The sequence below is a fragment of the Aliirhizobium wenxiniae genome (assembly GCF_019511445.1).
In the GTDB taxonomy this organism is placed as follows: Bacteria; Pseudomonadota; Alphaproteobacteria; order Rhizobiales; family Rhizobiaceae; genus Neorhizobium; species Neorhizobium wenxiniae_A.
Genome location: NZ_JAEUAN010000014.1, coordinates 1 through 14,172, shown reverse-complemented (window position 1 = coordinate 14,172; position 14,172 = coordinate 1). Strand labels below are relative to the sequence as shown.

General features: G+C 57.8%; 15 protein-coding genes and 1 pseudogene. 6 read left to right on the top strand and 10 right to left on the bottom strand.

Annotated features, from left to right (window positions below; genetic code table 11):
- Positions 1 to 22: 22 nt before the first annotated feature.
- On the bottom strand, positions 23 to 781 hold the full coding sequence (locus tag JNB91_RS17385) for an SDR family oxidoreductase (RefSeq protein WP_220326778.1): 759 nt from the start codon (positions 779 to 781) through the stop codon (positions 23 to 25).
- Positions 782 to 879: 98 nt separating this feature from the next.
- Here JNB91_RS17385 and JNB91_RS17380 point away from each other — a divergent pair, with 98 nt between their 5' ends.
- From JNB91_RS17380 to JNB91_RS17365, 4 genes are all read left to right on the top strand, one after another.
- Complete coding sequence (locus JNB91_RS17380; RefSeq protein ID WP_220326777.1) at positions 880 to 1,779, top strand: AraC family transcriptional regulator; 900 nt, start codon at positions 880 to 882, stop codon at positions 1,777 to 1,779.
- Positions 1,780 to 2,101: 322 nt separating this feature from the next.
- Positions 2,102 to 2,305 (top strand): hypothetical protein, encoded by a 204-nt coding sequence (locus JNB91_RS17375; RefSeq protein ID WP_220326776.1) that lies wholly within the window; start codon positions 2,102 to 2,104, stop codon positions 2,303 to 2,305.
- 42 nt (positions 2,306 to 2,347) lie between these two features.
- Positions 2,348 to 3,328: an alpha/beta fold hydrolase gene (locus JNB91_RS17370; RefSeq protein WP_220326775.1), complete on the top strand. Its 981-nt coding sequence runs from the start codon at positions 2,348 to 2,350 to the stop codon at positions 3,326 to 3,328.
- A gap of 71 nt (positions 3,329 to 3,399) precedes the next feature.
- The gene (locus JNB91_RS17365; RefSeq protein WP_220326774.1) at positions 3,400 to 4,416 is read left to right on the top strand and encodes an NADP-dependent oxidoreductase; all 1,017 of its coding nucleotides are present in this window, start codon (positions 3,400 to 3,402) and stop codon (positions 4,414 to 4,416) included.
- 35 nt (positions 4,417 to 4,451) lie between these two features.
- On the opposite strand, the gene JNB91_RS17360 is transcribed toward JNB91_RS17365, so the two are convergent.
- Positions 4,452 to 4,853: a winged helix-turn-helix transcriptional regulator gene (locus tag JNB91_RS17360; RefSeq protein WP_220326773.1), complete on the bottom strand. Its 402-nt coding sequence runs from the start codon at positions 4,851 to 4,853 to the stop codon at positions 4,452 to 4,454.
- A 115-nt stretch (positions 4,854 to 4,968) separates the two neighbouring features.
- On the opposite strand from JNB91_RS17360, the gene JNB91_RS17355 reads away from it, so the two are divergent.
- A complete protein-coding gene (locus tag JNB91_RS17355) occupies positions 4,969 to 5,697 on the top strand; it encodes an SDR family NAD(P)-dependent oxidoreductase (protein WP_220326772.1) in 729 nt (242 codons plus the stop codon).
- A gap of 292 nt (positions 5,698 to 5,989) precedes the next feature.
- On the opposite strand, the gene prpB is transcribed toward JNB91_RS17355, so the two are convergent.
- The 7 genes and pseudogenes from prpB to JNB91_RS17320 form a co-directional block, all read right to left on the bottom strand.
- Positions 5,990 to 6,892: a methylisocitrate lyase gene (gene prpB / locus JNB91_RS17350; RefSeq protein ID WP_220326771.1), complete on the bottom strand. Its 903-nt coding sequence runs from the start codon at positions 6,890 to 6,892 to the stop codon at positions 5,990 to 5,992.
- A gap of 15 nt (positions 6,893 to 6,907) precedes the next feature.
- The gene (locus tag JNB91_RS17345; protein ID WP_220326770.1) at positions 6,908 to 8,437 is read right to left on the bottom strand and encodes a tripartite tricarboxylate transporter permease; all 1,530 of its coding nucleotides are present in this window, start codon (positions 8,435 to 8,437) and stop codon (positions 6,908 to 6,910) included.
- Entirely contained in the window at positions 8,437 to 8,877 is a 441-nt protein-coding gene (locus JNB91_RS17340) for a tripartite tricarboxylate transporter TctB family protein (RefSeq protein WP_220326769.1), read from the bottom strand. Before JNB91_RS17340 ends, JNB91_RS17345 begins: the two co-directional genes overlap by 1 nt.
- Before the next feature lie 11 nt (positions 8,878 to 8,888).
- Positions 8,889 to 9,881, bottom strand: a complete 993-nt coding sequence (locus tag JNB91_RS17335) for a Bug family tripartite tricarboxylate transporter substrate binding protein (RefSeq protein ID WP_220326768.1) — start codon at positions 9,879 to 9,881, stop codon at positions 8,889 to 8,891.
- 82 nt (positions 9,882 to 9,963) lie between these two features.
- A complete protein-coding gene (locus JNB91_RS31450; RefSeq protein ID WP_346269361.1) occupies positions 9,964 to 11,178 on the bottom strand; it encodes a sensor histidine kinase in 1,215 nt (404 codons plus the stop codon).
- Positions 11,179 to 11,212: 34 nt separating this feature from the next.
- Positions 11,213 to 11,944, bottom strand: a complete 732-nt coding sequence (locus JNB91_RS17325) for a response regulator (protein ID WP_223218234.1) — start codon at positions 11,942 to 11,944, stop codon at positions 11,213 to 11,215.
- A 64-nt stretch (positions 11,945 to 12,008) separates the two neighbouring features.
- Positions 12,009 to 12,513, bottom strand: a pseudogene (locus JNB91_RS17320) (NAD(P)-dependent oxidoreductase).
- A gap of 147 nt (positions 12,514 to 12,660) precedes the next feature.
- Between JNB91_RS17320 and JNB91_RS17315 the strand changes: the two are divergent.
- Positions 12,661 to 13,167: a response regulator gene (locus tag JNB91_RS17315; protein ID WP_220326766.1), complete on the top strand. Its 507-nt coding sequence runs from the start codon at positions 12,661 to 12,663 to the stop codon at positions 13,165 to 13,167.
- Between the two features lie 579 nt (positions 13,168 to 13,746).
- Here the strand turns inward: JNB91_RS17315 and JNB91_RS17310 are convergent.
- Positions 13,747 to 14,172: hypothetical protein (locus JNB91_RS17310; protein ID WP_220326765.1), on the bottom strand; the 426-nt coding region annotated here is incomplete at its 5' end.

Here is a 14,172-nt window from a genome sequence, read left to right as displayed (position 1 = left end):
AGTGGATTTCGGATGGTGATATTCAGGCGAGCGAATGACCCGCTTCGCGGAACGAGGTTTCCGCGTCGGCGCCGGCGGGGATCTTCATCGGCGCGTCGATCTCTGTCACAGACCGCCAGACGGCCTCTGCAACAGCTTCCGGCGTAGTGACCTCAGTGCCCGAACGCAGCTTCTTCATGTAGTCGTGGACGAAAACTTCATAGGGCTCGGGGATTTCCATGCCCATGCGCGAGACGGCATTCTTGCCGAAGCCGGTCGTCGGTGCAGAGCCAGGTAGGACGATTTTAGCGCGGATGCCGAACATCGCCGCCTCGAGCGCGAGGCTCTCCGTGAAGGCATTGAGCGCCGCCTTGCTGGCGCTGTAGACCGAGAGAGCGGGCAACGGCCTTATCGTGACGGCGGAGCTGACGTTGACTATGACGCCTGAGCGCCGGACCCGCATCTGCGGAAGGACGGCTTTTGTCATCGCCATTGCGCCGAAGACGTTTGTCTCGAACAGTTCGCGAACCTTCGACATCTCCGAGCCTTCGAGCACATTGAGCATGCCGACGCCGGCGTTGTTGACCAGAGCATCGATCGTGCCGGCAGCTTCGACCGCCTCAGCAATGCTGTCCGCGCTGGTGACATCTAGCGGCAGGATTTCGAGCCTGTCGTTCGAAGGAAGAAGGTTGTTTCGCGGTGTGCGCATGGTTGCGACGACGTCCCACCCGGCGTCCAAGAATTTCTGTGCGGTGGCGAGGCCGAAACCGGACGAGCAACCGGTGATGAGGATCTTTGGCATGTTCCGTCTCCTGACATTTAACTCGGCTGAAGATGGACCTAGTCACCCGGACCTGCTATAGGCGTACGTCCAAAAGCGTTTAGCGGAAGTCCGAATTGATGACCGATCCGGTTGCTGAAGTTGTTTCCTTGTTGAAGCCGAGCCCGTCGATCTCAAAGCTGGTGACGGGCGGCGGTCGGTGGCTGGTTGAGCGCACGGAGCTTGGAAGCCCCTTCTACTGCGCGGTGGTCGAGGGCCGTTGCCTGATGACGATAGCCGGCCGTGAGGCCATGGTGCTGGCTGCGGGCGATTTTGTCCTGGTTCCGAAGATTTTCTCGTTCACGATGAGCAGCATGGAGGCGCCGCCACGGGGCGCACTTGCCCAGCGCCTGGAGACCAGCCCCGGTGTCTTTCGTCTGGGCGATCCGGAATGGCCGACGGAGATCAAGGCACTGGTTGGTCATTGTCAGTTCGGCTCGGATGACAAGGCCCTTCTCGTATCGCTGCTGCCGGAGGTCATCCATGTTCATGGTGAAGAGCGACTGATGGCTCTCGTCCGGATGATCAACGAGGAGACGAGGGCCGACCGTGCCGCGCGTGAGATGGTGCTCCATCGGTTGCTCGAAGTGTTGTTCATCGATGCAATACGATCGGCCGCAAGCGCCAAGGCACCGCCGGGTCTCCTGCGTGGCATGGCCGATCCATTGCTGGCGCCGACATTACGCCGGATACACGCAAATCCAGGTCGCAGCATTACGGTGGAGACGCTTGCCAAAGAGGCTGCCATGTCTCGTTCGACCTTCTTCGATCGCTTCCGCAAGGAGGTAGGCGTCGCGCCGATGGAATACGCAACGAGGTGGCGGATGGCCTTGGCGAAAGAGCTTCTTCGCGACGAGGTCGCGATGGCGGAAATCGCTGAACGCGTCGGCTATGGCTCGACGAGCGCTTTCAATGTCGCCTTTAGTCGGCATGTGGGGATGCCGCCCGGGGCTTATTCTCGCGCGATTGCTGCCACGTAAGCATGTATAACCTTTTGAAAGGCTGGCTAGCGAAGCTCCAGCAGCCGGCCGCGGGTCATGAACTCGTGACTGCTCCAGCAGCTTAACTGGTGGCGAGGCGGCCATCGCGTCGTCGATGCGATGAAGTCGATATACTTTCCGAAACATTGTTTACGCAAAGTGCGTAATTGACCGTAGATAACCCACGTATATCTTAAGCGAGCGATTGCGCCCGTTTCTGCGGATGAGGCCGATCAGGTCTCCCAATCGCCCTCGCAAGCATGGGCTGTGCACAGCACCCCCGCGCGAGGTCTATTCTGAATTGAACAAACTGGAGTGTCTTATGCATGCCTCGACATTAAGACGGGCGGTCACGCACGCGCTCGTCATGACGATCCTTAGCTCCACCGTGATGATCGCCGGTTCCACCGTTCCCGCCCTGGCTGTCGAAGAAGCGGCAACGTCCGGAGCGGTGATCTCCCATAAACCGCACAACATTTCACCACAAATCAAGGGACACGCACAGCTCATGGTCCACACCATGTAGTCGGTGTCCGGAGACCTCACAACGGCATCAACCCTCCTGTTGGTGCCGGACGGAAAGGCGGCACCCGGTGGATGGCCAGTAATTGCCTGGGCACATGGGACGACGACACCTGGCAATAAGCTATGCGCACCCAGCCTGACAGGTGAGCTTGATGGTGGCCTTACAAAGGACGGCTTCAATAGCGATTACCTGTTCGAAATCTCGACGCTTGTAAACGCGGGCTATGCAGTCGTTGCTCCTGATTTGGAAGGTCTCGGCGAAGCCGCAACGGTTCCTTACCCCTACTTCAGTGCCAGCAGTCTGGCGCGTTCGCTGATCAGCGGCGTGGTTGCCGCTCACAATGTCGACGGCAACCTTTCGAAGCAGTACGCCGCGGTTGGGCATTCTGACGGCGGTCACGCGGTCCTCGGCGTCGAAGCCTATGCCGATGAAGCCCCGCAGTTGGAATACATCGGAACGGCGGCAATAGCGCCCTACACCTCGATCGATGCTTTCGTCAAAGAGCTAGGCCAGCGAGCCGTAGCGAACCCTGAAAAGGCAAGCGACTATCGCCTTCTCCAGAACTTCAACGTCGCCCTCATGACGACTGGGTTGAAGGTGATTGATCCTTCGTTCAAGGCTTCATCCGTCATGGGCGCTGATCTTGAAGCGCAGCTGAAGGAATTCACGACACGCTGCTCGGTTCCTGCCATCGGTGGCCTGTCTAAAGCAATTGCCGCAAAAGGTGCGACCTTCGATGGCTTCAGACAAGATTGGGCTAGTGATCCGAAGATGGCCGCGTTTCTTACTGCGAACGACCCGGCTGCCAACCCGAACTTCCGCCTCAAAAAGCCGACCTTCATCTCGCTTGGCCCCGACGACTCCTTTGTCTTTTTGAACACGACGCGGGCGCTGGTCGCGCGATTAAAGGCAGACGGAACACCTGTGACATACAATGAGTATCCGCACACGGACCACTTCACCGTCATCCGTGCCGCGCAGCCTGACACCATGAGCTTCCTGAAGCAACTTTTCGCAAACTGAAACGCGATCGCGACCGCCGCACCGGAAAGAAACGCGGCGGTCTGTCACGACACACTTTGAGGAAGCCACCCATGTCACAGACCAACAGACGGATCGTGCTTGCATCAAGGCCGGCGGGACCGCCCAAGCCTGCTAACTTTCGTCTCGAAGAAGCGCCTCTGCCCGAGGTGCCCAATGATCACGTTCGGCTCGAAACCATCTACCTTTCGCTAGACCCGTACATGCGGGGACGCATGAGCGACGCCAAGTCCTATGCTGATCCGATCGCGATCGGCGACGTGATGGTTGGCGCCACGGTCTCCAGGATCAAACGGTCCCGCAACCTGAATTGGAAGGAAGGCGACATCTTTGTTGGCTACTCGGGTTGGCAGACCCATGCCATCTCCGACGGAAGCGATTTGCGGAGGATCGATCCGCATGCCGCTCCGATCTCTACCGGACTTGGCGTCCTGGGCATGACCGGCTTCTCAGCCTATGCAGGCCTGCGCAACATCGGGCGCCCGAAGCCCGGAGAGACTGTTGTCGTCGCCGCAGCAAGCGGAGCGGTTGGCTCAGTCGTTGGCCAGCTCGCCAGGATCGACGGGGCGCGCGCCATTGGGATAGCCGGGGGTGCTGAGAAATGTGCGTTCGTCAAAAACGAACTGGGCTTTGACGCCGCGATCGATCATCGTGATCCACACTTCGCGCAACAGCTCGCCGAGGCCTGCCCGGTCGGGATCGATGTCTATTTCGAAAACGTCGGCGGCGCCGTCTGGGATGCGGTCCTGCCACTTTTCAACAATTTCGCGCGTGTGCCCCTCTGCGGGATGATCTCCCACTACAATGACGAAGCGTTAGGCCCGCCATCCGTTGACCGGCTTCCTTCTTCCATGAAGGTCATCCAGCACAAGAGCATCACAGTTCGAGGTTTCATGAACGTGGAGTTCATTAAGCAGCAACCGACATTCTTAGAGGAAGCCGCTGGTTGGATCGCTGACGGCAGGTTGAAGTATCGAGAGGACATCGTGGACGGGCTTGAACATGCCCCCGCAGCATTCATAGGTCTTCTTGAGGGCCGCAATTTCGGCAAGCTGCTCGTTAGGGTCTAGGACCGCTAGTAGAAGGCAGCGCGATCGTCAGGGAGCTAGTCTCGCTGGCGATCGTATTCTATTTGCGCGCGCTCAAGCTCCGGGCCGTAGGTCATGGACCAGGCGTACAGCGCCTCGAACGGCTGCTGAAGCGAGCGGCCGAGCACGGTAATGGTATATTCGACGCCGACCGGCGTCGTCGTCGTCAGAACTTCACGGCGGATGAGCCCGTTGCGCTCCAGTCTTTTCAACGCTTCGGAAAGCGCTTTGTGCGTGATCCCGTCAAGGCGCCGCATGATCTCGTTGAACCGTGACGGTCTGGTGCATAATACAGTCAGGATCAGCACAGACCACTTGTTGGCGATCTGCTCCAGCACCGGCCGCGCCTTCTCGACGTCCAACAGAGCCTCAACCGAGACAGGCTTGGGCCGGCGAGGCATGCTGGCTTTGGTGGACATTCCTCCGTCATCCAATGACATAGGTATACTCCTCGATATCTGCTTTACTCATAGTGCGTAATTGACCGTAGGTATAGACATTATATCTAATCACATCATTATTGATGGAGTTAGCATGAACAGATTAGCAAACAAAATCGCCCTCGTTATCGGGGGCGTCGGTGGCATCGGCGGAGCCATTTCGCAGAGATTTGCCAGCGAGGGCGCACGGGTCTACGCGACCAGCCGCAAGGGTGGGGAGAACATTTCAGAGTCGGAGGGCTCGGGGAGTATCCGGGTCATTCAAGCGGACGCCAACGAAAAGACCGATCTTAAGCGCGTCATCGAGCATATCCGCTCGAAAGAAGGCCGCATCGACGTGCTTGTCGTGAACGCGGGCTTGTCCGAATATGCACCGCTCGAAGAGATTTCGGACGACCATTTCGATCGAGCATTTGGGCTGAACGTCCGATCCCTCGTGTTCGCAGCGCAGGGTGCGGTTGACCTCATGCAATCCGGCGGAACCATTGTACTCATCGGCTCAATCGCGGGCGACATCGGCACCAAGGGCTATGGTGTCTACGGTGCGACCAAAGCAGCAGTCCGTTCGTTTACGCGTACGTGGGCCAACGAACTTGCTCCCAGAGGCGTTCGCGTCAACGTCGTCAGCCCTGGACCGACCGACACCGCGATGATGGCAAGCGCGTCGCAGGAGGTGCGAGATGCACTGTCCAGCATGATCCCTCTTGGACGCATGGGGAGGCCCGAAGAGGTGGCCGCGGCCGCCCTCTTCCTCGCAAGCGACGAGAGCAGTTTCACGACGGGTGCAGAACTCGTTGTCGACGGAGGCATGGCACAGGTCTGACGCCAGCTCCACACCATGGTCATAAGGGCCACCAGACTCCTCCAGAGATGTGGTGTGCAGTGTCTCTGGAGAGACTAAGTTCATTATCGGCCGATGGCGATGAGAGCCGACCACAATTTTAGGTCTTGAGCGGACACGCGCCAAGAGCCTAGTGGTTTCAGTCCGTGATTTCTGTATATCGAGCGCGGGACTGCGCTTTCCGGCAGATCCTCCCAACGCCCTGGCAATGGCCTTCTCCGCTTCGAAGTCCACGATGGTCAAATTCTTCCCTGTTGGGACGGGCTGATAATCACTATGGGAGCCTGGTTGGGACGATATTCGCGTCGAGCGCCTCATAGCCCTTCAGATCAAGCAGATTATAGAGTTCGGCTCGAGTTTGCATCGAAGCGAGAAGGTGGCCAGTCGAGCCTAGACGGGCGATCTCCGCGAACAGTGCGTCTTGCGACTTGTTGGCAACCCGCAGCGATGATACCGGCCAGATGACAATTTTGTAGCCTATGGCCTGCAACCGTTGCGCCGTCATCGGTGGCGAGCGGCCAAACTCCGTCATGTTGGCAAGCAGTGGCACGTCTCCCATCGCCGCTACGAACTCCGAGAACATCGCCTCGGACGTTAACGCTTCGGGAAATATGGCATCGGCACCTGCCCGGACATACAGACGCGCCCGGTCTATCGCTTTGTCGATGCCTTCGTCGGCAGCGGCATCGGTGCGGGCAACAATCAGCAGCGAGCGCCGGGCCCTGGCGGCGGCAGCAACCTTAGCTGCCATATCCTGCGGCGTTGCCAGCTTCTTGTCGTTGAGATGCCCGCACTTCTTTGGCAGGATTTGGTCCTCGATCTGGATGGCGGCAGCCCCGGCTTCCTCAAGACGACGAACAGTGTTCATGACGTTGAGCGCTTCGCCGAAGCCCGTGTCTGCGTCCACAAGAAGCGGAAGCCCGGACGCCCGAACGATCTGCCGTGTAAAGAACAGTACATCGTCCAGGGTTAGAATACCAAGATCTGGCAGGCCCATGGAGGCGCTCATCGCCGCGCCGGACAGGTAAAGTGCCTGGAAGCCGCTCGCCTTTGCCTGCAACGCAGCTAGTCCATTGTGGGCACCAGGCATCCGGACGATTTCGGGGCCGTCAAGCATCCGACGCAGCCGAAGACCTGACGGCACGTCCTCATCGGGTGAAAGAACAAGATACGACATGCGGTAGCCCTTCTCTTAGTCCGTCTCAACGATCGTCTTGTGGCGCCAGCTTCTAAACTTCGGCATCAGCATGGGGACCAGCAGAACACCCGCAGCCATGATCCAGAGCGTTATGGATATCGGGCTTGACCAGAGGATGGACACATCGCCAGCCGACAAGGACAGCGCTCTGCGAAGGCTTTGCTCAAGGATTTTTCCCAGTACCAACCCGAGGATCAGGGGCGCCATCGGCACGCCGACGCGGCGAAGGAAATAGGCTCCGACCCCGAGCGCGACCATCAGGACGAGGTCGAATGTCGTCGATTTCCCCGAATAAACGCCGATCGCACTGACCACGACGATGAACGGGACAAGGACCCACGCCGGGACCGATAGCATCTTCGCAAACAGCCCGACGAGTGGGATGTTTATGGCAAGCAGTATGATGTTGCCGATGAAGAGCGAGGCAATGAGGCCCCATACGAGGTCGGGCTGCGACCGGAAAAGGGCCGGTCCGGGGGTCAAGTTGTAGAGGGTGAGAACACCGAGCATGATCGCCGTGGTTCCGGAGCTTGGGATGCCCAATGTCAGCATCGGAATGAAGTTGCTGTTCGACGCGCTGTTGTTGGCGGCCTCAACTGAAGCAAGTCCACGGAGGTCACCGTTACCGAAATGGCTGCCTTTCGGGTCGCTTTTTTCCACAACACGCTTCTCCGTGGTGTAGGCGAGAGCCGATGCGACCGTGCCGCCAGCACCCGGAAGGATACCGACGAAGAATCCGATCAGGGACCCGCGTAGCGTCGCCATGTTGGTGAAACGCAATTCAGCGCGGTTAAAGAGACTGCGGCCGAGTTGCTCGATGCGGATCGACGCGCCGCCGTGCATCGTGTCCAGCATGATCAGCAGTTCGCTAATGGCGAAGAGGCCGATGACGACGGTCGCAAACTGAACGCCGTCTGCGAGGTTCGGCGAGCCGAATGTGTATCTGTAGACGCCGGAGTTCGCATCGATGCCGATCGTCGAGATGGCGAGCCCGAGCATGATCGCCAGCAGCGCCTTCACGGGCTGGTCAGTAAGCAGGCCCGTCAAGCAAGAAAAGGCGAAGACCATCAACGCAACATATTCCACCGGTCCAAAAGCGAGCGCCCAGCGCGCGAGCACGGGTGCGGCGAGCACGATACCGAATGTCGCAATCGCCGAGCCGACAAACGAAGTCCAAGCCGACAGGGACAGCGCAATTCCCGCCTTTCCCTGCCGCGCCAGCGGATAACCTTCGAGCGCCGTCATGACGGCCGAGGCTTCGCCGGGGACGTTAAGCAGGATGGCGCTGATGCGGCCGCCGTATTCGGAGCCGATATAGATGGCGGCCATCAGGATCAGAGATCCCTCAGGCGGCAGTCCAAGCGCGAAGACGACCGGGACAAGCATGGCGACGGCGTTGATCGGACCAAGTCCCGGGAGGACGCCGACCATTGTGCCGACGATGGCCCCCAGGGTTGCAAGAAGAAGATTGGTAGGAGCCAAGGCAACACCAAAGCCATGGGCAAGAAAGCCGAGAGTGTCCATCAGATGATCCCTCCAAACGGACCGACCGGTAAAACCACATCGAGAACGCGGTCGAATAGAAGATAGGAAGCAAGGCCAAGAACCACCCCTGTCACCGCCCCCTGCCACCACTTGGCTCCGAAGATCATAGCAATCGGAACCATGAAGATCGCCGTCGAGATCACGAAGCCGAGAGGCTGGAACAGAACCGTATAAGCCAACAGCGACGCGGAAAGCGCAGCAATCGCCATTCCGGAGCCGGCCTTGTGAGCCTGATCAGGCTCTTCGGGCTTCAGCAGCAACATGATGCCGCAGATGGCTATCACCCCCGCGGCCAGAAGCGGGAAGGCCCGGGGACCGACAGGTTCATATGCGAACGGTGCCTGAAGCCCATAGCCGAAGGCGAGCATCAATGCTGCGACCGCGAGTGCGGTCGCTCCCAGGAGACGGTCGGTATTCATGGCAACTGCCCTTACTTGGTGGCGAGACCGAATTCGGTCGCAAGCGTCTTGTATGCAGCGACCTGCTTCTGGACGAAGGCTGTCGTCTCTTCGCCTGTCATGGGCAAGGGCAGGAGGTTACGCTTCTGAAGAGCGGCCTCGTAGCCAGGTGCCTTCATGGTCGCGGCAAACGCATCGGACCACCACTTGTAGTCCGCGTCGCTGACATCAGGTCCGACATAGAAACCACGCACGATCGGCCATTTAATATCGAATCCCTGTTCGGCGGCGGTCGGCACTTCGGCAAGCTTGCCCGGCAATCTTTTCTCGGAGAAGATCGCCAGAAGCTTGAGCGGCGCGCCGCCGTCGATGGCTGCCTGGCTGTCCCCGACGTCGTTCATGCAGACATTGACATGGCCACCCTGTAGGGCTGTTGCGCAGTCTCCGCCGCCCTCGAAGGCCACAAATCGCATAGTCTTGTAGTCGATGCCGGCCGCACGTGCCGTCATAGCCGCCTTCATCCAGTCCTGGCTGCCGATCGTGCCCCCGGCGCCGATGATGACCGACGAAGGATCCTTCTTGATCGCCTCCATCAAATCCTTGAGCGACTTGTATTCGCTATCGTCCTGTACGACGACCGCGCCATAATCCGTGCCGACGCTAGCAACCCAGCGCACGTCCTTCTCAGTATAGGCGCCGAACTTGCCCTGTGCGAGGTTAAGGAGCGATCCGGCCGAGAAGGCGACGATCGTTCCTGGTTCTGCACGACGCTGGCCAACTATCGAGTTGTAGGCGACCGCTCCGATGCCGCCCGGCATGTAGGAAACGCGCATCGGCGACTTGACGGCACCAGATTCCTGCAACGACGCCTGGGCAAGCTTGCAGGTGATGTCGAACCCGCCGCCCGGCTGAGCCGGAGCAACGCATTCGGGATTCTTCGGTTCGGCATGCGATGTGGAAGGCGTGACTGAGAACGCAGCCGACGCGAGCGCGGCCGCAAAAGCGGCGCGGTAAATAGAAGTCATAGTTCTCTCCTCCATATGACGTGTGCAGACCTCCAATCTGCAACGCATGTTTTAACCTACCCAAGCTTTCAACTGGCTTTCATCAAGTCGCCGGAAGCACAATTCGTACGATAAGCCCCGATCTGTCCTGGCGGTTTTCCGCCGTCATCGTGCCTCCATTTGCCCGAGCTACGGTCATGGCAATTGCCAATCCCAGTCCGTTGCCGCTTGATTTGCGATTTCCACTCCGGAACCTGGTGCCCGCGAATGCGAGTTCCTCCGCATTCATTCCGGACCCCTCGTCAATCACCTCGATAGTGCAGCTGTCGCGCTGATTTTGCACGGTGACAGTGATCAGCGTGCCTTCCGGCGCGTATGTAATCGCATTGTCGATGATGTTCATGCAGGCTTCTTGCAGCAGCCCCTCGTTCGCCCTAACGTGAACAGGTTCGTCCGAAGCTTCCAGCACGCATTCCATCCGTCTTGCGCGGATCCTTGGCCATAGCATGCGTATAGTGTCGGCAGCAATCTCCGTGACGTCGAGCTGCACTTGGGGATAGATATCTGTTCCTTGCGACGTCCGCGCCTTGGCGAGAGACAGAAGCTGGTTGGTGGTTCTGATGGAGCGATCGAGAACGTCGCGTGACGCGTGCAGTGTCTGATGGACGTCCTTGAAGTCCGTTTGATGCAAAGCATAGTCGATTTGAGTTCTGAGGATCGCCATAGGCGTCCTGAGCTGGTGCGACGCGTCGTCGAGGAACCGGCGTTGCTGCTCGGCCTCATCAACCGTCCGCTGTATCAACCGGTTCATCGCCTGCACCAGCGGCCTTACTTCCAAAGGCAGTGACGCAGCCTCGACCGGTTTGAGATCGTCCGGGTCCCTTGCATCGATCGTTTCCCGCAATCGGTTCAAGGGCTTCACCGCCACATAGACACCAATACCAAGAAGGGCAGTGAGTACGACAACAACAAGAAGATCGCGCAGCACCGCCCGCAATATCAACTCGTTCTGGAAGGAGGTCCTTGAGACCTTCGTTTCCGCCACCTGGATCGTGACCTGCGTGCCGTCGCGTTTCGAAGGATCGAGCGGCCGTGTTAGCGTCCCGATCCGAACCTCCTTCCCGAAGTATAAGGCATCTTCGAAGCTGAGCTCGCCACTCCTCGAACTTCGCGCCTTTGGCAGCAGGACGTCTCCAATCTGCACGAAGCCATCGCTTGTCGAGATGTTGAAGTAGACAGCACCCTGAGCCGTCAGCTGGAAGAATTCGAAGAGGTTGTAGGGAAGCTCTACGCCCACCCCTCCGCTCTCGGTGGAAATATTGCCGTTGACTTTTCACTAGGCGAATGCCCGGTCATGTCCCGGCCTCCTCCAGAACGTAGCCGATACCTCTCAAGGTTTTGATCTGTGCCGAGCCGGCAAGTTTCTTTCGAAGTCGATGCGCGATGACCTCTATCGCCTCAAGCTGTATTTCGGCATCGTAGGAGAACATGCGGTCGAGGATTTTCTGCTTCGACATCGGTTCGCCGGCATGCTGGATCAGTATCCGGAGCATCGAATGTTCTCTGGGTGTCAATTCCAGGGCGGAGCCTGCAAGTGTGAACCTCTGTTCGGATGAAGAAAACGACAGGTCTCCGCAGGTGAACATCCCCGCGTGGCGGCCATGGGCGCGGCGCACCAATGCAACGAGACGTGCTTCCAGCTCCTCGATTGCAAAGGGCTTGGCCAGAAAGTCGTCGGCACCTTGGTGCAGACTGTCGATCCGCTCGGTTAACGTGTCGCGTGCGGTCAGGATGAGAGCCGGTGTGGTGTCCCGCCTAGCCCGCATAGCGGACAGAACCGACCGGCCATCCATAAAGGGCAGGCCGAGATCGAGAATGACGATATCAAACTCCTCGTTACGCAAGCGAGCGTCAGCGGCGCGACCATCTTCCGCCCACTCGATGATGAATTCGTATCGCTGGTTCATCGCCTTGATGAGCCATTGGGCCAGCTCAGCATCATCTTCCACGAGAAGGATTTTCACATGAGCCCCGAGGCGACGTTTCGATGCCTCACTTGAAGCAGCGGTCTTGTAAATCGTCAAGTCACGGCTATCCCTCGTCTACCGCTCAATTGATCATTTCGACGACGGGACGTGGTATGGCGGACTAAGTTCTTGAAATGGTTCGAACCGGTGGCCCGTTGTTTTGATCCAAGGGCTTCAGGAAAATCCCGCTTTTCATATTCGAGGGCTCGGTCGCCCTAAAGGGTTCTAATCGGAGCTCGTCGAGCCACGCCAATAGATTCTCGGCAGTCTCCCGATAGAAGATCCTATACGAACGCTCGGTGACAAAGCCGATATGCGGAGTTGCAATGACATTGGGAAGCGATAGCAGGCGGTGTCCCGGACGAACAGGGCCGTCATCGAACACATCAAGAGCAGCGCCACCAATCGAGTTCGTCGCCAAGGCTTTCGCAAGCGCGTCCTCGTCGACGCGGGCCACGCGACGTGTTCACCAGCCAGGCTGTTGGCTTCATCATATTGAGTTTGTCGCGACCTATGATGCCCCTCGAGCCATCGGAGAGGACGAGATGGAGGGTGGCTCGGGTCGATGTCAGTTCCCAAGAAGCTGATTTGGTGCCTCTCAGGGTAATTTGCAGACCGGCAGCCACGGCGACGCTGCGTTAAGCTTTTGGTTAAGTCCCTGCTTTGCGAGAGATTGCCCGCCTCTTTTTTGCACAACGAATATCTGAAAAGAGGAAGTTGAAATAAGCTGATCCTGAATTAGTTTTTGCAGATAAATTCTGCGGAGGGGTCAGATGAAAGACAAGTCACTAATCAGAAGTCAGAAACTCATTGGCCGGATTATCGACCAGCGTAAACGACGACAGTATCAGTCGGCTCTTGCGGAGCATCTCCAACATGTTGGTGCCTTTAAAAAGCACGCTTCGATAACGGAACCAGATGAACTCAACCTTCGAGGCCGGCGTGTATTGATCGCAGAGGATAGCTACGAACAGGCTCGCGAATTGGCCGACTTATTGAGGTCGATGAGGATCGAGGTGGTCGGACCTTTCCCTCGAGCGCGGGAGGCACTCAAATATCTCGAGCATGACCAGATAGATGCTGCTGTGCTGGACATCTTCCTTGCTGAAGGAAACGCTCTGGGCTTGGCAAAGGCTCTCTGCGAAACGCATATACCATTCGCGTTTCTCACGGGCTACCAGCGAGAGGTGATCCCCGCAGAATTTCGGGACGTACCTTATTACTGCAAGCCCTGCAGCAGCAAAGAAATAACCTCTTTCCTGAGTTCCGCTATTCGGTGACCGCAGACGGTTTCACGAAGATTGTCTATCCCGATTGGAGTGTTGAACCCGGTGGTACTCCACAGGCAAGTTGCTTGACCGCAACAAGGAGAAGCCGTTGAAGAGCGCGTGTGCTCAGCCTAAGAAATAGTAATATTCCTCCAAGGAACTATCGGGCCTCGTCCCAGTTGGTGGACACTGTCAAATTCGACCGCAGTGACTAGCTCCTAGCAATCGGTGCGCAAACGGCCTGCTTCAATCTGATAGTATCGCTTCTTTTTACTAGGGGGAGTTGACATGTTGCTCGGAAGCGTAAAGCTAGAGACCGCAATTTACCGTCTGACTGACGAGGAAAGGCGACTATTTTTCAGGAATTTGAAAAAAGAGGTCGCTCGCATCTTCTGCGAACTGGATCCGGCAGCAAGATCATGATGGTCAATCTCCGCGCGCAAGCTTGTTGACGTCCTGGAATTTTTTGAAGCTGATCCCAATGACACGCTCGCCTGTACCATAGAGCAAGCGGTCCACCTCGCATGTGAATTCATCGCACAGGTTAGTCTTAGAACCCGCGCTGGGTTTTGCACCACAGTGCACTGAGATTTATATCGTCGCATCGGATCTTCGCTCAATCTGACCTAGCCATCTTTCAGAAACGAACAAAGGCGACTGGACTGGCAAGTTTCTCGCGTAAACCACCATCGTCTTGCCGTTCCCCTGTTCGGGCGAGACGTCAATCGTTGCTGTGTATTGGCACAGGGCCTTGATTTCGCCCATCCACGCCATGCGAAGGCACTCATCCGTTCGATCGGCGCCGACAATCGAACGCTGCAGGCCACGCGATGCCGCCCGCGCGTAAAATGTGTTTGCAGTGCGCATCGTTGATATCTGTGCGTCTAGATTGACCTTGCCCCGTTGAAATAATCCATTTTGAAGTAAGCTCTGGCCCATCGAAAGGACCAGAGAATGAAGCGCACACGTTTCACGGACGAACAGATCATTGGCATTCTGAGGGAGCACGAGGCTGGC